This is a genomic window from Wohlfahrtiimonas populi, assembly GCF_002006795.1.
In the GTDB taxonomy this organism is placed as follows: domain Bacteria; phylum Pseudomonadota; class Gammaproteobacteria; order Cardiobacteriales; family Wohlfahrtiimonadaceae; genus Wohlfahrtiimonas; species Wohlfahrtiimonas populi.
Genome location: NZ_MVDN01000003.1, coordinates 98,598 through 116,140 on the forward strand (window position 1 = coordinate 98,598; position 17,543 = coordinate 116,140).

Below are 17,543 nucleotides of genomic sequence, written 5' to 3' on the forward strand. Positions count from 1 at the left end.
AAATAATTATAGCGCCGCTAAGCCTTCATAATTAGGATAGTTCATTTGCAAAATGCGCAAACGATCATTAGCCATGTCGTCTAAACCTAATGCACGATATGCTTTTACTTGGATGGCTAGTGCTTCTTGAACTGCTGGCGCGCCATCATAGTTATCAATCACGTATTGTGCACGGTTTGCTGCACCAATGTATGCTTTACGTTCCATATAGAAGTTAGCAATGTGAATTTCAGACATTGCCAAAATATTTCTTAAATATGTAACACGCTTTGCAGAATCTTCAGCATAAATACTGTTTGGATATTTATCCAAAATCACTAAGAAAGCTTCTAAAGATTCTGTTAACTGTTTCTGATCCACTTTACTATGATCTGGCGGTAAGAATTTATCGATGATTGAACGTGCTTTATCGAAATTCACTAAACCTTTGATGTACCATGCATAAGCAGTATTAGGATGATTTGGATATAATTTAATGAAGTCATTCGCTTCTTCTAATGCTTCTTTGTGATCACGATTCAAGTAATATGCATACATTTTATTCATTTTTGCTTGTTCTGCATAACTACCTTGAGGGAATCTTGCCTCAATGACGTCAAATCTCTCAATCGATTCTTTGTAACTACCGCCTTCTAAGCTGTTTTTACCTTCTTGTAGAAGATCACTGCCAGACATCATACGATAACGATCTTCTTTTTTGGTAGCTGAACATCCAACAATCAACAACATTGCGGATAAAAGTACGCTACAATGCACAACAGTTTTATTCATATCTCAAATCCATGTGATTTAGTGATTTAACAGAAATTTTAACCCGCTATTATACTCAAATTTATGCAAGCTACAGAAACTTTTTCATTAATTGTTCCCATGTCCTCCGCAGGCAACCGCTTAGACGTTGTTTTAAGCGAGCTATTGCCTAACTTTTCTCGCAAGAAAATTCAAGATGCCATCAAAAATGGTGACGCAACTTTGAATGGTAAAGCACCAAAAATTCGCGATAAAGTTTACGGTGGAGAAAACATTACCATTACCTTAATCTTAGAACAAGATTATTTGAATGATGCTAAAGCTGAAGATATTCCTTTAGACATTATTTATGAGGATGATGACATTTTAGTGATCAATAAACCTGCGGGTTTAGTGGTTCACCCTGCTGCTGGTAATCATGATGGCACATTATTGAATGCATTATTGCATCATAATGAACATGCACATCTATTGCCTCGCGCTGGTATTGTTCATCGTTTAGATAAAGATACAACTGGCTTAATGGTTGTCTCTAAAAATTTAGATGCTTATTATCATTTGGTTGAACAATTGAGCGATCATTCAATGGGTAGAACTTATCACGCCATCGCAAGCGGTGAAATGATTTCAGGTCAAACCATCGATGTCCCTATTGGTCGTCATAAAACTGATCGTAAAAAAATGAGCGCACAAGCGATTGGTAAACCTGCAATTACTCATTATCGAATTTTGGATCATTATCGTGCTCATACTTTGATTGAGTGCCAATTAGAAACTGGCCGTACTCATCAAATTCGTGTGCACATGAATTTTATCCATCATCCTTTATTTGGTGATAGCACTTATGGCTGGCGCTTAAAATTGCCATCAAAAATGGTGCCAGAGTTGGCAGAAGAACTACGCCAATTCAAGCGTCAAGCCCTACATGCGAAAAAATTAGAGTTGACTCATCCTAAAACTGAGAAGAGAATGGTCTTCGAATGTGATTACCCAGAAGATTTTGAAAAACTTATCAAGATCTTTAAAGAAGACCAAAAACAACTAGAGGATTAATCATGGCTATTGTCAAAATTGATGGTTTATCTGTTGTGCAACCTAATTGGAATGCACCTAAAAACATCAAAGCTTTTACAACCACTCGTTTAGGTGGCAAAAGCAACATACCGTTTGACTCTTTTAACTTAGGTTTAAATGTTGATGTGAATCGTGATGCAACCATTAGCAATCGCGAACAATTGATTCAAGCACTCAAACTGCCTGAACCTCCGCGTTGGGTTTCTCAAACTCATAGCACAATTGTTCATGATGTCAGCAAGATGGAAGCAACATGTGAGGCGGATGCCACTTTCACAACAGAGTCCAATCAAGTTTGTGCAATATTAACAGCCGATTGTTTACCCATTTTATTAACCAACGAACAAGGTTCGTTTGTTGCAGCAATTCACGCAGGTTGGCGTGGTTTATTGAATGGTATTTTAGAAAACACTCTAAAAGCTTCACCATTTTTAGATCACACAACCATTGCATGGCTTGCACCTGCTATTTCACAAAAAGCCTTTGAAGTCGGTCCTGAAGTGAAAGAAGCATTTTTAGACAGTGACTCAAGCTATGAGTCTTTCTTTGTGAATAGCTCAAGAGCCAACCATTTCTTTGCAGATTTATACGGCATTGCTCGTCAAAAATTAGAACAGTTTGGCTTAGCTAAACATCAAATTTCTGGCGGAGAATATTGCACTTATACAGATTCAACACATTTCTATTCATATCGTAGAGATGGCAAAGATTCAGGCAGACAAGCAACATTGATTTGGATGGAAGGATAATTCATGAAGTTAGCATATCCACTATCTATTGCAATATTAACAATGGCACTAACTGCTTGCTCAACTCTACCACCAACAGCACCCATAACTATTTCAACTTATGCCAATGCAGATTATGCAAAGCGTATGCACAAATATGATTGGGTTGCTGTGCAAATCACACCACAAAAATCAGCAGATGAAATTGCCATCAAAGTTTATTCACGCAATGATGTGAAAAAGCGCCAAACTTGTGGCTATGAAGGCAAGGCACAATGGAATGGCAAAGGAGAATATATCAGTAAAGAAAATATCGCATTTTCATTTGTAGATAATTCTCTAGTCATTACAGGGGAAGAAACTTCTCTATTCTACTATTGTTCGGGTGGCGCAAGTTTAGCAGGCACTTATGAGAAAATTTAACATTTCTAATGATTTAAAAAGGCGCACCTAGCGCCTTTTTTTAATCGTACTTTACAAATTAACAACAAGCCCAATCATATAAAACATTAGAAAAATCTCTATTTTTCAAATCTTCTTCAGAGATAAAGAATTGCATAGAACCGCAATCACCCAACATCACATCGCCCACGCTATCCAATTGGAATAATAAGATTGCTCTATCATCATTTTCATGGCGAGGATCTGATTGCGTTAACATTGGATACCCACCTATAGCATGACCTTGGCATACTTCAGATGCTTGATCATATAAAGCTTCCATAACATCCTCACCGCTTTCTTCATCTAACTGATTTTCAGTGTAATCATGGAATTTAAAAAGATTCTCATCATCCAATGTTGCAATTTCCAACGATGGAATTGTGTATTTCAATGAAGATGTGATGAGATAACTTTGATCCATGCCTAAAGCACCATAGCAATCATCATTTGCTATTTCTGCAAGTTCATTAAATTCAGCTAACGCCACGTTGTCATCACTCTTGATGATTTCAGGAAAATACACAACACGATAGCCTGTTTTACTGAAAGGCTCTTTAAATTCCAAACCCATCAAATCATCTGTTGCATCATTGAAAAAGCTCAGCATGCCAGTTCTTGGATAGTATTTTAAAACATGATCCGCATCACATGCTTCTGCTAAAGATGAATCTGCAAAAATTTCAGATAAATTCAATTGAGCAATCAGCGCCAAAGGCTGTCCATCTTTATTTCGCGGATATTCCTGTTCTTTAGGAAAATATGCAACACCGCCTAATTTGCTAGAATATGCCTGATCTTTAACATCTATCGATTCATCTGCTGACAAACTGATGGTTAATCGCTCTGACTTTTTTAGTAAATCAATCAATGCTTGTGTAATACTTCAGGATATTGAATTTTGGTGATCATAATGATCTCTTTCCCCATGAATAAAGTGCGTAGTATGCCATATTTATTTCTTTCAGAATTTTTTCTGAAAACCGTGTAGAATTCACGTTATTTAACTCACATAGTTTTTATTATTTAGAATTTTATGACTACCACCGAATTATATTCTTCCAAAACTTTCTTTATCCAAACTCAAGGCTGCCAAATGAATGAGTATGACTCAAACAAAATGGCTGACAGCTTGAAAGTTTTCTGCAAATTAGAAAAAACTGATGACGTAAAAAATGCTGACGTTATCATTTTGAATACTTGCTCCATTCGCGAAAAAGCACAAGAAAAAGTCTTCTCTGAATTAGGTCGCTGGCGCGAACTCAAAGCAGTAAACCCTAATATCATTATTTGTGTTGGCGGTTGTGTTGCTAGCCAAGAAGGCGAATTAATCCGTAAGCGTGCGCCTTATGTTGATATCGTATTTGGTCCACAAACATTGCACCGCTTACCTAAAATGTTGAATGATGTTTGGAAAGGCAATGGCGCACAAGTGGATGTTACATTCCCTGAAATCGAAAAATTCGACCATTTACCAGAACCTCGTGCAGAAGGCCCTTCAGCGTTTGTTTCAATCATGGAAGGTTGTAACAAATACTGTTCATTCTGCATCGTACCTTATACACGTGGTGAAGAAATTTCGCGCCCAGTTTTAGATGTGATTGGTGAAATCTCATTATTGGCTGAACAAGGTGTTAAAGAGATCAATCTTTTAGGTCAGAACGTGAACGATTATCAAGGTGAAATGCCAGATGAATCAATCTGCGATTTAGCTTTGTTAATCGAATATATTGCTAAAATTGATGGCATTGAGCGCATTCGCTTTACGACATCTCACCCAATTGCATTCTCTGATCGTTTGATTGATGTTTATGCTCGCGTACCTGAATTGGTTTCACATCTTCACTTACCTATCCAATCTGGTTCAGACAAGATTTTGATGGCAATGAAACGCAACCATACAGCGCTTGAGTACAAGTCAAAAATTCGTAAATTACAAAAAGTTCGCCCTGATATTTCATTATCTACAGACATCATTGTGGGCTTTCCTGGTGAAACAGCAGAAGATTTTGAAAGAACGATGGATTTAGTGAAAGAGATGAATTATGACATGTCATTCAGCTTCATCTATTCTCCTCGTCCTGGCACACCAGCATCTTCATTACCTGATGATGTTTCAATGGAAGAGAAAAAAGAGCGCTTAACTCGCTTACAAGCACAAATTACATCACAAGTGAATGCTATTTCAGAAGGCATGGTTGGCACTAAGCAACGTATTTTAGTTAGCCGCCCTTCTAAGAATGATCCAAAAATCTTAGCAGGCCGCACAGAAAATAATCGCGTTGTTAACTTTGAAGGTCCACATGAATTAATTGGTCAATTCTGTGATGTGATCATCACAGAAGCATTACCAAATTCTTTGCGTGGCCGATTAGTTTTAGAGTAATCTAATATAACCCATTGATAAAAAATATAGGAAGGATATTCATGAAAATTCAACCCGTTTCATATCAATTAAGTAGCGATGAAATTCAGTCGCTAGAAACTGATATTTTAGTTGTTAACTGCTATGAAGAAGAGTTATCTCCAGATGCAAAAGCTTTAGATGCCATGATGAACGGTGAATTACAAGCATTGCTAGATTCTGGTGAACTAACTGGTAAAACAGGTTCAATTTTCCCGATCTTCAAACCTGCAAATTTAAAAGCACGTTATTTGTTGATGGTTGGTTTTGGCTCACGCGAAAAATCATCCATTGAGACTTTAAGTAAAGCTGTGGAAGTTGCAACTTTATGGGCAAAGAAAACGCCAGCAACCAACATCACTTTCTCAATTCTAAGTAACTGTGGCAAAAAAACATATTCGATTCCTAAGATCATCGAAACTGTGAGCCATGCAACTTATACATTCAATGATTACAAGAGCAAGAAAGATGAGCAACATGCTCAAACTTACAGCATCAACGTAGCTGCAATCACTGAAGAAGTTCAAAATGCATTTACTTATGGTTTGGCATTAGAAAAAGGTGTAGATCTAGCAAAAGATTTAGGCAATACGCCTGCAAATCATTTAACACCAACAGATTTATCTGATGTTGCTGATAACTTGGCGCGCAAATATGATGACCTTCATTGCAAAATTTTGAACGATAGCGACATCAAACGTTTGGGAATGGGCGCAATTGTCGCTGTTTCACAAGGCAGCGTGGAAGCACCAAACTTCATTGTATTGGAATATCATGGTGCAGAAGATCGTGAAGCTGCTCCGATTGTTTTAGTTGGTAAAGGTGTAACATTCGATTCAGGCGGTATTTCATTGAAGCCAGGCGCAGGCATGGACGAAATGAAATATGACATGTGCGGTGCTGCAACTGTATTAGGCACAATGCAATCCATCGCTGAATTAGAATTGCCAATCAATGTTGTGGCATTGATTCCAGCGGTTGAAAACATGCCATCAGGCTCAGCAATTAAACCAGGTGATGTTGTAACATCTATGTCTGGTAAAACAATTGAAATTTTGAACACTGATGCTGAAGGCCGCTTAATTTTATGTGATGCATTAACTTACGCGGAACAATATGAACCTAAAGCTGTGATCAACGTTGCAACTTTAACAGGCGCAATCATTGTGGCATTGGGACATATCCCTACAGGTTTGTTTGCAAATAACCAAGAGTTAGCTGATCAAATCATCGAAAGTGGTAAAGCAACATCTGATCGCGTATGGCAATTACCAATTTGGGATGAATATCAACCACAATTGGATAGCCCATTCGCTGATATCGCTAACATCGGTGCAGGTCGCGCAGGTGGTTCTATCACTGCTGCATGCTTCTTGTCTCGCTTCACTGAAAAATATTCATGGGCGCATTTGGACATCGCAGGCACAGCATGGAACTCAGCAGGTACAAATAAAGGCGCAACTGGTCGCCCAGTTGGTTTATTGCTTGACTACATTGTAAAACAAAGCAAAGCCTAATTATTTGATAAATAAATCATATAATTCAATTTAATATTTTTGTGGCTATAGTAATATAGCCATTAACATTAGTGTAAATGCCCATTAAATAATCAAGGAGAAAATAATGGCTATTCGTGTTGGAATTAATGGATTTGGACGTATTGGTCGTTTTGTTATGCGTTTAGCACTTGAGCGCAATGACATTGAAGTTGTTGGTATTAATGACTTAATCGATGTTGATTACATGGCGTATATGTTGAAATATGATTCAACTCATGGCCGTTTCAAAGGCACTGTTGAAGTTAAAGATGGTCAATTGATCGTGAATGGCAAAGCTATTCGTACAACAGCTGAAAGAGATCCTGCTAACTTGAACTGGGGCGCAATCAACGTTGACGTAGTTGTAGAAGGTACTGGTATTTTCTTAACTGACGAAACTGCTCGTAAACACATCACAGCTGGCGCTAAAAAAGTTGTATTAACTGGTCCTTCTAAAGATGACACACCAATGTTTGTTATGGGTGTTAACCACGAAGCTTATGCAGGTCAAGACATCGTTTCTAACGCATCTTGTACAACAAACTGCTTGGCACCAATTGCTAAAGTATTGAATGATAACTGGGTCATCACTGAAGGTTTGATGACAACAGTTCACGCGACAACAGCAACACAAAAAACTGTAGATGCTCCATCTGCTAAAGATTGGCGCGGTGGCCGTGGTGCAGCTCAAAACATTATTCCATCATCAACAGGTGCAGCTAAAGCAGTCGGTAAAGTAATTCCTGAATTGAATGGTAAATTAACTGGTATGTCTTTCCGTGTACCTACACCAGACGTTTCAGTGGTTGACCTAACAGTTAACTTAGAAAAACCTGCAACTTATGCTGAAATTTGTGAAAAAATGAAAGCAGAATCAGAAGGTGCTTTGAAAGGTATTTTGGGTTACACAGAAGATGCTGTAGTTTCTACAGATTTCTTAGGTGAAACTTGTACTTCAGTATTTGATGCTAAAGCAGGTATCGCTTTGACTGATAAATTCGTTAAAGTAGTTGCTTGGTATGATAATGAAATCGGTTACTCAGCAAAAGTATTAGACTTAGTAGCTCACATCTCTAAGTAATTTTAATACTCAAACTTAATAGCAAAAAGCTTCGCAATGCGAAGCTTTTTTATTAACTTAATTTTAACTGCCCTAACTATTTTTCTATTTGCTGTGTAGCAACATCAAATAACTTTGTTGCTTTCACTTCATCAATATTCTTCTTCCCTGCCAAAATCATCGTTGTATGCAATTCATAATTTAATTGATCAAATACAGCTTTCACACCTTCAGAACCACCCAAAATCAACCCATAAAGAACGGGGCGACCGACAGCAATAATATCTGCACCAGATGCTAATGCTTTAAACACATGAGAGCCACGACGAATGCCACTATCAAAAATGATTGGTACACGCTTATTCACTTGTTTGGCAATCAATGGCAACATATCAAATGAAGATGGTGAACCATCCATTTGGCGACCACCATGACTTGACACCCAAATGCCATCTGCACCTGCTTGCACCGCAATTTCAGCAGCTTCTGGTGCTTGAATACCTTTCACAAATACCAATAAACCTTGGCTAATGGATTTAATGTATTGAATATCTTCGGCTGTGAAACTAATTTTACGCATTGCACGGGCTTCACTGTGCGTAATAGATTTACCTTCATAATATTCAGCTACATTTGGTGTTGCCATACTGTAATTATAGTTATTCTTTTTATCCGACTCACGATTTCCAGGCACACCTGCATCAATGGTTAATACAATGGCTTTAGCACCTGCTTTAACTGCTTTACTAATCATATGCTCATTGAATCCATTATCACGACTCATGTACAACTGGAAAAACCAAGGCGTATTCGGCGAAGCAGCAGCAATTTGGTCTAACATTACACTTGCATATGTACTAACGCCCATCATAGTGCCAGCTTTCCCTGCACCCGTAATTGTCGCTTTGTCAGCCACTTCATGTAATAAGCCATGTGCTGCCATCGGTGCAATAATGATAGGGCTTGCTAACTCAGCACCCAAAAAGGTCACTTTAGTATCTGCACCGTCCAATCCAGCTAGGCCATTGGGGATGATTTGCTTTTTATTGAATGACTCAATATTTGCACGCAAGGTTAATTCATCCTCAGCACCACCTTGAACGTAGCCAAATGCACCTCTATCTATTTTATCTGATGCTTCTTTTTCCAAAGTTTCCAAATTAATAATTTTGATTAGTCCTTCTGCATTACTTAACATATCCACTTCTCCATGATGATTGTTTGAATCATTCTAATGCTTAGCTAAAATTATATAAATGCAACAATAAGAAATAGATCGTTCCAAATAAAGAACAAAATAATATATATGAGAGAAAATATGTAAGTAAAATGTAATAAATGGATTATACTTCTCAACTGAGGATTAATTAAGCAAGAAAGTCCTTATAAACCTATATTATCAGGGACTTTTTAATGGTAATATCTTATACTGATAACAGGAAATTATGACTATTGTATTTATCTAAAAGGAGATCACATGTATAAAAAAATCCTATTGGCTGTTGATGGTTCTGAAAACTCTCTTCGTGCAACTGAAGAAGCAAAAAAAATCGCAAAAATTGAGACAGATGCAATTGTTGATATTCTTTACGTGAATGTTCCACCAAAAACTGCACGTGAAATTCTATTAGAACCTTCTAAAGAAGAACAAGACAAAGCAAGACAAGCTCGCATTAGCCCTGTAGAAAAAATTCTCAATGATGCTGGCGTTAAAAATAAAGTATCTATCGTGACTGGTGAAGCTTCACCAACAATCATTCAACACGCAAATACAACAGGTGCTGAAATCATTGTGATTGGTAGCCGTGGTTTAAATGCCGTACAAAAATTTGTGTTAGGTGGCGTTAGTAATGAAGTTGTTCAAAAAGCAACAATGCCAGTATTGTTAGTAAAATAACTACTTTCAAATCCTAATGACTAAAAAGCCCCTACTACAGGGGCTTTTCGTTAATGCTTAACAAACTTCATATTGTTTCACAAGATATTCTCGGATCTCTTTCAAAGCTTTCATCTGTACTCTACGTACTTTTTCGCTTGTCATATGTAAAATCTTACCAACTTCTGCATAAGTTTTAGAAATATCATCACGCAAACCAAAGCGCTCTACAATGACATCACGAGCCTCTTTATCCAATACACGCAAACCTTGCTCTAAAGTATTCATTAAAGAGTCTTCTTCCATCATACCCAAAGCGTTATCTGTGCGATTTTCACTCGATAACATATCTAATAATGAGCCTTGATCTTCATTCACTTCCATATCTAGTGATAAGACCATTTCATTGTCTAATAACAGTTCTTCAATTTCAGCAATTGTTTTATCACAAGCTTCTGCTAATTCAGCGTAAGTTGGCTCTCTATTCAATGTTACAGCCAATTCGCGTTGTACTTTCAAAACACGATTAATGGCTTTATGTAGATGAATTGGCAAACGTACTGCTCGGCCTGTATTCATAATGTCACGCTCAATCGCATGACGAATCCACCAAACAGCATAAGTTGAAAAGCGGTAATTCATTTCAGGATCGAATTTCTCAACAGCCTGCATTAAACCAAGATTACCTTCAGAGATTAAATCTGATAACGAAACATCACGATTACTATAACGTTTAGCAACAGCAATAACTAAACGCAAGTTGCTTTCAATCATTCTTTGACGAGCTTTTTCATCACCTTGCTGAACAAGATAAGCTAATTCTTTCTCTTCATCAGCTGTTAGCAATTCATTATTTGCTAACGCACTGAAATACATGCTTAAAGAATCTGAGACATCTATATTACTATGCTTATCATAACTAGTAATGATATTAGAAAACTCCTCATTAGCTTCGTTTGCTACATTTAATTGATCGTGTGGCATATCATTATCAAAATCACTATCTAATCCCTGCTTATTCATATACAACCCTTTTAATACTTATCTTAAATCGTTGTTTCTACGGGGACATAGTATATTCAATGAGATATCAGTCAAAATAAAAAACTTATATAATTATTATTTATAATTTTTATAATTAGATATTAGTTGCAAATGTATATTTAAATTATCAATAATACTTTCGTATAATTTCAATTAACAACATAATGCTTAATAAAATATACATTCAATACATTTATTAACATTTACCAAAATCTAAATTAACCTGATAATACAGACAATTGCTGAGGTATTAATAAAGCAATAACTTATGTAAATTTACATTAGAACTTTTCTAACAATAAGGAAAATTTACACCATAAATTTAATCAATTTAATGGCAAAGAAATATTGATCAATATTCATACAAAAAAATGGAAAGTTTTACCAATAATTCTCAAATTAACATTGAGCTGGATCAAATTTTTTCTCTTATACTGAGTTTAGTACATATATTACAAAATATATGACCGTATTTTATACAAAGCGAATTTTTGTGCGTCATACAAGCCACTAAATGTAACTTGAGAGTTATTTTCAACAATATAATCCAGATCTTGTGCCGTTGGTGATGTTTCGTAGATCACATTATTAGCCTTACCCATAGATAAAGACCAATTCTGCTCAGCTACCACATTGATCACACCACAGTCTTGCACCATATTTTGTAAGTATAGTTCAATAATCGCAGGAATTTCGTCAGCAGATAAAGTAATCACTTTTTCTTCACCACTGCCTGGAAATTTTCCTGAATAAGCACGGTATTGATTGGTTGCCAAAATAAATTCAGCATCATCAGCAATCAATTGATCTCGATAAGTTAAAAGGCTAATCCGTTCACTTTCAGGATTCACCAATACACAATCGCCGTTATAGCGACGAGGATAGCGAGCATCCACACGATACTTTATACCGCCTTTAATTACATCGCGATTGTAACCACGATGGTTTTGCCAATTGATGAGGCGCTGCNAAATTAACATTGAGCTGGATCAAATTTTTTCTCTTATACTGAGTTTAGTACATATATTACAAAATATATGACCGTATTTTATACAAAGCGAATTTTTGTGCGTCATACAAGCCACTAAATGTAACTTGAGAGTTATTTTCAACAATATAATCCAGATCTTGTGCCGTTGGTGATGTTTCGTAGATCACATTATTAGCCTTACCCATAGATAAAGACCAATTCTGCTCAGCTACCACATTGATCACACCACAGTCTTGCACCATATTTTGTAAGTATAGTTCAATAATCGCAGGAATTTCGTCAGCAGATAAAGTAATCACTTTTTCTTCACCACTGCCTGGAAATTTTCCTGAATAAGCACGGTATTGATTGGTTGCCAAAATAAATTCAGCATCATCAGCAATCAATTGATCTCGATAAGTTAAAAGGCTAATCCGTTCACTTTCAGGATTCACCAATACACAATCGCCGTTATAGCGACGAGGATAGCGAGCATCCACACGATACTTTATACCGCCTTTAATTACATCGCGATTGTAACCACGATGGTTTTGCCAATTGATGAGGCGCTGCTCTTCATCAGTCTCATGGATTTGAAAATAAATGCTGTTAGCGCATTCCAACCATTCTTTGAGCTCTTTGCCAGTTACTTTAATTAGCGCTAATTGATTGTTAAAAGGATAGAGATCTGCAACATTTTTAAAAGTAAAAACACCTTTTTCTATCCAAGTGAAATCATAAGGTGCATTCTTTCGCCCGCCCACTTTAAAAGCCGGCACAGCACTTAATAGTGGCAAATCAAAATATTCATTTTGCCCCAATTCTTGCAATAACTGCTTGGCATACCACAGTTGAGCATCTGCAACCAATTGCGTACAAGCATCATCTTGAATTAAAGACAATGAACTTGAAAAGAGTGTCTGATTTTGCCCAATTGGCGTATTCATACGCTCTTTAGCTAATTCATGTGCAGGCTCTATGAGTCGAAACAATGTCGATTGAAATTGCTCACGTTGTTGATTCTCTATCAGCGATGCTGAGCTTTGAATAATGCACCACTTCTGATCACAATATTCCAAATCAAAATCAATTACACCCAAATATTGCCCAAAGGAACCAGCCATTACAATTGGTAGATCAAAATGATGTTCATCATCAGGAAAAGTGCTATGTGCATGTCCTGCTACGATTGCATCAATGTCTTTAATCTCTGCTAAAAATTGAATTACATTCTCAGCACCTAATTCATAAGGACGAGTTGCAAAACCTGAATGTGCTAACACAATAATTAAATCAGCACCTTCTGATTTAATTTTAGGAATCATTGAAGTAATTGTTTCAATGATATCGCCTACATATAATTCTTCATGATCTTTTGCATAATCTGCAAAAACTTTATGATTCCACATTATCACTTGTGGTGGTAATGCGCCAATCACACCAATTTTTATTGTTTTAACTTCACCTGAATCTAGCGTGATGGCTTTATCTAAAATCACATAAGGCTGAATCCAAGGTTTATGACTATCATTCACAATATTAGCATTCACAATGGGGTATTGAACATCAGCCATCATTTTTTCTAGAAATTCGATACTAAAATCAAACTCATGATTCCCTAGCGTTCCCACATCATATTTGAGCTCATTCATAATATGAACGATGGGATTCATGTTCTCTAATGAATAATCACGAAGATAATTACCAATAGGATTGCCTTGTAGGAAATCGCCGTTATCCACTAATAATGTATTGGGGTGATTTGCACGAAGCTCTTGAATGACATCAGCCAAACCAATCAAACCAAAATCTGCCAAAACTTCATCACGATAATAATCATAATTCGTAACGTGAGCATGTAGATCTGTCGTTGCTAAAATTTTTAATTGGGCACGCTGTTTATTCAAAATGTTCTCATTCATCAATAATCATTATATTGCTTACTATATAACAAAACCGCCCAAAGGCGGTTTCGAAACTACTTATGATTGCTCACTTAATGCAGCCAACATATCTGCTTGATGCTCTTGGATCAATGGCTCAATCACTTGATCTAAATCGCCACCAGTGACATCTTCCAGCTTATACAATGTTAAGTTAATGCGATGATCCGTAATACGGCCTTGCGGATAGTTATAAGTACGAATACGTTCAGAACGATCACCAGAACCAACCAAACTACGGCGACTATCACTCATTGCTTTTTGCTCTTTCTCACGCTCAGCTTCTAACAAACGTGATGCCAATAAGCTCATCGCACGTGCACGATTTTTATGCTGTGAACGCTCATCCTGACATTCAACAACTGTTCCTGTAGGAATATGAATGATACGAATTGCTGAGTCAGTTTTGTTAACGTGCTGACCACCTGCGCCTGATGCACGGAATGTATCAATGCGCAAATCTGCAGGATTGATATTCACAGCTTCTGTTTCAGGTACTTCTGGCAAAATCGCAACCGTTGCAGCCGATGTATGAACACGACCTTGAGATTCTGTTTCTGGTACACGCTGAACACGATGCGCACCTGATTCAAACTTCAAGCGAGAATAAGCACCGTGGCCAATCACACGTGCAATGATCTCTTTAAAGCCACCATGCTCACCACGGTTTTCAGAGACAATTTCAACCTGCCAACGACGTCCTTCTGCATAACGTGCATACATATTGAATAAATCACCGGCAAAGATTGCGGCTTCATCACCGCCTGTACCCGCACGAACTTCTAAGAAGATATTGCTGTCATCATTAGGATCTTTAGGTAATAACAAAATCTGTAAATTCTTTTCCAACTCTTCTTGGCGTGCAACTAATAATGGCAACTCTTCTTTTGCCATTTCTTTCAACTCAGCATCGCCACTCTCTAGCATTTCTTTTGCTTCAGTTAAGTTAAATTCATTGGTTTTCCATGCTGTGAATTCATCCACAACAGGTGATAATTGTGCGTATTCTTGAGAAAGCTCACGAAACTTATTTTGATTGCTGATAACATCAGGCTCAGATAACAAAACACCCACTTCTTGGTGGCGCTCAATCAACTGATCTAATTTATGGATAATCGATGGATTCATAAAGTTCTACTATATTATTCTAGAAATAGATAAAATGGTTATTATCGCAAAATATTCGCGCTTCGTGTACCCGATAGGACAAAATTTATGAAATGGCTGCATGTTTTCTTAGCTTTTATGGCTGGAATTGTTTTTTACTTCACTTATCATCTTTGGTTTGATGAGGAACAAGGCGTTCACGCCATTACCAATTTAGAAGCGAAGATTGCTGATTTAGAAGTACAAAATAAAAAATTAGAAGATCGAAATCACTCTTTAGAAGTGACAATCTCCAGTTTAAAAAATGATGTGAACTCACAAGAGGAATTAGCACGTTATAAATTAGGATTCATACAGGAAGATGAAACCTTCTATCAAATCTTACCTGAGGAAGAAGAAAACAAAAATGAAAAATAATTGGGCCATTGCAGGGATTTCTGTTTGTTTTTTGGTTGGCATCATTGCATTTTATTTAGGTAAAAGCTTTCCTTTAATTGGCGGTGCTGTATTTGGTATCACGATTGGCATTGCTTTGAATGCAATTTTTTCCAAGCAATCTGAAATCATCAGCATCGGCACAAGCTTTACAGGCAAAAAATTCTTACATTACGCCATTATTTTATTGGGCTTTGAGATGAGCATTCAGGAAGTTGTTTCTGTTGGCCTAAGCTCATTATGGATTATATTGTTCACACTATTGGCAACCTTTATCACAGCATACATTGCAGCCAAAGCTTTGAAACTAGATTTTGTCACAGGGACATTGATTGGCGTTGGCACAAGTATTTGTGGCGGTTCAGCAATTGCCGCTACAGCACCTATCGTAAGTGCGAGCAATCAACAAATATCTTATGCGATTGCCACAATCTTTTTATTCAACATCATTGCTGTCTTTCTCTTCCCTGCATTGGGTCATTTACTCAATATGAGCAATGAAGCTTTTGGTATTTGGGCAGGTACAGCGATTAACGATACATCCTCTGTATTGGCTGCTGCATATTCTTACAGTGATGAATCAGGTGCATTAGCAACGATTGTTAAACTCACACGCACATTGATGATCATTCCGATTACATTTGGTTTATCCATTTATATGGCAAAAGCACAAACTGCCAATGCTGATTATAAATTTGAACTCACTAAAGCAATTCCCTATTTCATTACAGGCTTCATCATCACAACTTTGATTAATTCTTTAGGCTTCATTCCAACAAACATCACACACTTTTTAGCACAATCAGGCAAATTCCTAATCATCGTTGCAATGGTTGGCATTGGCTTAAATACGGATCTTGCGAAATTACTCAGAAATGGCATCAAACCCATTATCATGGGCTTAATCTGTTGGATTGTATTATCTATCGTTGCGTTGATTGTGATGTATTTTATGGGCTATATTTAACAGCAAGGAAAAATATCATGCGCCGTTATATGTACACAATTGCTCTTTTGATCATTGCTATCCTTATAACTATTACTGATGCAAAATCTTTGCAAGATGGTGATATTATTTTCCAAACCTCTCGATCTTCCCAAAGCCAAGCAATACAACTTGTAACAAAATCCAAATATTCTCACATGGGTATTATCTTTCATAAAAAAGGACAGCCTTATGTTTTTGAGGCTGTTCAACCTGTTAAATCAACGCCCTTAAAAGAATGGATAGCGCGTGGTGAAAAAGGCCATTATGTTGTTAAACGCCTCAAAAATTCAGAACAAGTGCTCACACCGCAAAATAAATTGAAAATGCAGAAAATTGCCCAAGGTTTTCTAGGCAAATCTTATGATCAAACTTTTGAATGGAATGACCAAAAAATGTATTGCTCTGAAATTGTATGGAAAATTTACCAACGAGCAACAGGTATCGAAATTGGCACATTAGAACGTTTAGGTGATTTCGATTTATCACATCCAATCGTGCAACAAAAAATCAAAGAGCGTTATGGCAAAAATATTCCCATGAACGAAACGGTCATTAGCCCTCAATCCATGTTTGAGAGCCCATTGTTGGAAACGGTGATTCAATATTAATGAACAATATAGATAACGGTACCTTATTTACAATCGTCAAACAACATGATGAATTAATGTCTATTCTTTCCTTTATACAAGGCTATCATCATCTCAATATTTATATTGGTGCAGGACTCATTAGAAACATCACTTGGGCTTATCTACATGATATTGATATTTCTATAGAATCATCTGACATAGATCTTGTATATTTTGATTCAGAAGATCACAACTTGATGCAATACCAAAGTTTCACAGAACACTTACAACTTCAATTTCCAAACATTCAGTGGGATATCACCAATCAAGCAAATGTTCACCAATGGTATGACAAATACTTTAGTAAAAAAATTGAAGCCTTCAGCTGTTTAGAAGAAGCAATTGCTACATGGCCTGAAACTGCCACTGCTGTTGCCATTAAGTTAAATAACAATAATGAATTAGATATTATTGCACCTTTTGGATTAGCTGATTTACTCCAAATGATCATCCGATGGAATCCTACCCTTGTAGATTACGCATACTATAAAAAACGGATTCAGCAAAAGCAATATTCAGCACAATGGCCTAAAGTCAAAATCATCTATTAAGCCAG

The 17,543-nt window shown here is 36.8% G+C and carries 17 protein-coding genes; 11 read left to right on the forward strand and 6 right to left on the reverse strand.

All coding sequences use genetic code 11. From position 1 onward, the window contains the following. Positions 1 to 6: 6 nt before the first annotated feature. Entirely contained in the window at positions 7 to 771 is a 765-nt protein-coding gene (locus BZK16_RS04880; RefSeq protein ID WP_077927782.1) for an outer membrane protein assembly factor BamD, read from the reverse strand. 63 nt (positions 772 to 834) lie between these two features. Between BZK16_RS04880 and rluD the strand changes: the two genes are divergently transcribed. The 3 genes from rluD to BZK16_RS04895 are packed head-to-tail and all read left to right on the forward strand — an operon-like array spanning position 835 to position 2,975. Further along, the gene (gene rluD / locus BZK16_RS04885) at positions 835 to 1,803 is read left to right on the forward strand and encodes a 23S rRNA pseudouridine(1911/1915/1917) synthase RluD (protein ID WP_077927783.1); all 969 of its coding nucleotides are present in this window, start codon (positions 835 to 837) and stop codon (positions 1,801 to 1,803) included. Positions 1,804 to 1,805: 2 nt separating this feature from the next. Beyond that, the gene (gene pgeF / locus BZK16_RS04890) at positions 1,806 to 2,573 is read left to right on the forward strand and encodes a peptidoglycan editing factor PgeF (protein WP_077927784.1); all 768 of its coding nucleotides are present in this window, start codon (positions 1,806 to 1,808) and stop codon (positions 2,571 to 2,573) included. 3 nt (positions 2,574 to 2,576) lie between these two features. Further along, complete coding sequence (locus BZK16_RS04895; RefSeq protein WP_077927785.1) at positions 2,577 to 2,975, forward strand: hypothetical protein; 399 nt, start codon at positions 2,577 to 2,579, stop codon at positions 2,973 to 2,975. Between the two features lie 58 nt (positions 2,976 to 3,033). On the opposite strand, the gene BZK16_RS04900 is transcribed toward BZK16_RS04895, so the two are convergent. Continuing rightward, positions 3,034 to 3,864, reverse strand: a complete 831-nt coding sequence (locus BZK16_RS04900; protein WP_158076810.1) for a YwqG family protein — start codon at positions 3,862 to 3,864, stop codon at positions 3,034 to 3,036. A 165-nt stretch (positions 3,865 to 4,029) separates the two neighbouring features. On the opposite strand from BZK16_RS04900, the gene miaB reads away from it, so the two are divergent. The 3 genes from miaB to gap all read left to right on the forward strand — a co-directional run bounded on the left by miaB (position 4,030) and on the right by gap (position 8,016). Continuing rightward, positions 4,030 to 5,379: a tRNA (N6-isopentenyl adenosine(37)-C2)-methylthiotransferase MiaB gene (miaB, locus tag BZK16_RS04905; protein WP_077927787.1), complete on the forward strand. Its 1,350-nt coding sequence runs from the start codon at positions 4,030 to 4,032 to the stop codon at positions 5,377 to 5,379. A gap of 41 nt (positions 5,380 to 5,420) precedes the next feature. Next, positions 5,421 to 6,914, forward strand: coding sequence for a leucyl aminopeptidase (locus BZK16_RS04910; protein WP_077927788.1), 1,494 nt, complete (start codon positions 5,421 to 5,423; stop codon positions 6,912 to 6,914). Between the two features lie 106 nt (positions 6,915 to 7,020). Continuing rightward, positions 7,021 to 8,016, forward strand: coding sequence for a type I glyceraldehyde-3-phosphate dehydrogenase (gene gap, locus BZK16_RS04915; protein WP_077927789.1), 996 nt, complete (start codon positions 7,021 to 7,023; stop codon positions 8,014 to 8,016). Between the two features lie 76 nt (positions 8,017 to 8,092). On the opposite strand, the gene BZK16_RS04920 is transcribed toward gap, so the two are convergent. After that, positions 8,093 to 9,193: an alpha-hydroxy-acid oxidizing protein gene (locus BZK16_RS04920; RefSeq protein ID WP_077927790.1), complete on the reverse strand. Its 1,101-nt coding sequence runs from the start codon at positions 9,191 to 9,193 to the stop codon at positions 8,093 to 8,095. Positions 9,194 to 9,472: 279 nt separating this feature from the next. Here BZK16_RS04920 and BZK16_RS04925 point away from each other — a divergent pair, with 279 nt between their 5' ends. Continuing rightward, the gene (locus BZK16_RS04925) at positions 9,473 to 9,892 is read left to right on the forward strand and encodes a universal stress protein (RefSeq protein ID WP_077927791.1); all 420 of its coding nucleotides are present in this window, start codon (positions 9,473 to 9,475) and stop codon (positions 9,890 to 9,892) included. Between the two features lie 57 nt (positions 9,893 to 9,949). Here BZK16_RS04925 and BZK16_RS04930 read toward each other — a convergent pair whose 3' ends face one another. The 3 genes from BZK16_RS04930 to prfA form a co-directional block, all read right to left on the reverse strand. Continuing rightward, complete coding sequence (locus BZK16_RS04930) at positions 9,950 to 10,894, reverse strand: sigma-70 family RNA polymerase sigma factor (protein WP_077927792.1); 945 nt, start codon at positions 10,892 to 10,894, stop codon at positions 9,950 to 9,952. A 1,047-nt stretch (positions 10,895 to 11,941) separates the two neighbouring features. Continuing rightward, positions 11,942 to 13,807 (reverse strand): bifunctional 2',3'-cyclic-nucleotide 2'-phosphodiesterase/3'-nucleotidase, encoded by a 1,866-nt coding sequence (locus BZK16_RS04940; RefSeq protein WP_077927794.1) that lies wholly within the window; start codon positions 13,805 to 13,807, stop codon positions 11,942 to 11,944. Between the two features lie 60 nt (positions 13,808 to 13,867). Continuing rightward, the gene (gene prfA / locus BZK16_RS04945; protein ID WP_077927795.1) at positions 13,868 to 14,956 is read right to left on the reverse strand and encodes a peptide chain release factor 1; all 1,089 of its coding nucleotides are present in this window, start codon (positions 14,954 to 14,956) and stop codon (positions 13,868 to 13,870) included. 87 nt (positions 14,957 to 15,043) lie between these two features. On the opposite strand from prfA, the gene BZK16_RS04950 reads away from it, so the two are divergent. From BZK16_RS04950 to BZK16_RS04965, 4 genes are read left to right on the forward strand one after another with little or no spacing between them, the layout of a single operon-like run. Continuing rightward, positions 15,044 to 15,352 carry an FtsB family cell division protein gene (locus BZK16_RS04950; RefSeq protein ID WP_077927796.1) on the forward strand — a complete coding sequence of 103 codons (309 nt, stop codon included), beginning with the start codon at positions 15,044 to 15,046 and terminating at the stop codon, positions 15,350 to 15,352. After that, positions 15,342 to 16,337 carry a YeiH family protein gene (locus BZK16_RS04955; protein WP_077927797.1) on the forward strand — a complete coding sequence of 332 codons (996 nt, stop codon included), beginning with the start codon at positions 15,342 to 15,344 and terminating at the stop codon, positions 16,335 to 16,337. The genes BZK16_RS04950 and BZK16_RS04955 overlap by 11 nt, the downstream gene beginning before the upstream one ends. Positions 16,338 to 16,354: 17 nt before the next feature. Then, positions 16,355 to 16,966 carry a YiiX family permuted papain-like enzyme gene (locus BZK16_RS04960; RefSeq protein WP_077927798.1) on the forward strand — a complete coding sequence of 204 codons (612 nt, stop codon included), beginning with the start codon at positions 16,355 to 16,357 and terminating at the stop codon, positions 16,964 to 16,966. Next, positions 16,966 to 17,538 (forward strand): nucleotidyltransferase family protein, encoded by a 573-nt coding sequence (locus BZK16_RS04965; RefSeq protein ID WP_077927799.1) that lies wholly within the window; start codon positions 16,966 to 16,968, stop codon positions 17,536 to 17,538. The genes BZK16_RS04960 and BZK16_RS04965 overlap by 1 nt, the downstream gene beginning before the upstream one ends. The last annotated feature ends 5 nt before the right edge of the window (positions 17,539 to 17,543 follow it).

Excerpts from the sequence above, each read along its gene's own strand:
- BZK16_RS04880 (WP_077927782.1), bottom strand. The coding sequence starts at position 771 with ATGAATAAAACTGTTGTGCATTGTAGCGTACTTTTATCCGCAATGTTG.
- pgeF (WP_077927784.1), top strand. The coding sequence starts at position 1,806 with ATGGCTATTGTCAAAATTGATGGTTTATCTGTTGTGCAACCTAATTGG.
- BZK16_RS04925 (WP_077927791.1), top strand. The coding sequence starts at position 9,473 with ATGTATAAAAAAATCCTATTGGCTGTTGATGGTTCTGAAAACTCTCTT.
- miaB (WP_077927787.1), top strand. The coding sequence starts at position 4,030 with ATGACTACCACCGAATTATATTCTTCCAAAACTTTCTTTATCCAAACT.
- BZK16_RS04940 (WP_077927794.1), bottom strand. The coding sequence starts at position 13,807 with ATGAATGAGAACATTTTGAATAAACAGCGTGCCCAATTAAAAATTTTA.
- BZK16_RS04955 (WP_077927797.1), top strand. The coding sequence starts at position 15,342 with ATGAAAAATAATTGGGCCATTGCAGGGATTTCTGTTTGTTTTTTGGTT.
- BZK16_RS04910 (WP_077927788.1), top strand. The coding sequence starts at position 5,421 with ATGAAAATTCAACCCGTTTCATATCAATTAAGTAGCGATGAAATTCAG.
- BZK16_RS04960 (WP_077927798.1), top strand. The coding sequence starts at position 16,355 with ATGCGCCGTTATATGTACACAATTGCTCTTTTGATCATTGCTATCCTT.
- BZK16_RS04895 (WP_077927785.1), top strand. The coding sequence starts at position 2,577 with ATGAAGTTAGCATATCCACTATCTATTGCAATATTAACAATGGCACTA.
- prfA (WP_077927795.1), bottom strand. The coding sequence starts at position 14,956 with ATGAATCCATCGATTATCCATAAATTAGATCAGTTGATTGAGCGCCAC.
- rluD (WP_077927783.1), top strand. The coding sequence starts at position 835 with ATGCAAGCTACAGAAACTTTTTCATTAATTGTTCCCATGTCCTCCGCA.
- gap (WP_077927789.1), top strand. The coding sequence starts at position 7,021 with ATGGCTATTCGTGTTGGAATTAATGGATTTGGACGTATTGGTCGTTTT.
- BZK16_RS04965 (WP_077927799.1), top strand. The coding sequence starts at position 16,966 with ATGAACAATATAGATAACGGTACCTTATTTACAATCGTCAAACAACAT.
- BZK16_RS04930 (WP_077927792.1), bottom strand. The coding sequence starts at position 10,894 with ATGAATAAGCAGGGATTAGATAGTGATTTTGATAATGATATGCCACAC.
- BZK16_RS04950 (WP_077927796.1), top strand. The coding sequence starts at position 15,044 with ATGAAATGGCTGCATGTTTTCTTAGCTTTTATGGCTGGAATTGTTTTT.
- BZK16_RS04920 (WP_077927790.1), bottom strand. The coding sequence starts at position 9,193 with ATGTTAAGTAATGCAGAAGGACTAATCAAAATTATTAATTTGGAAACT.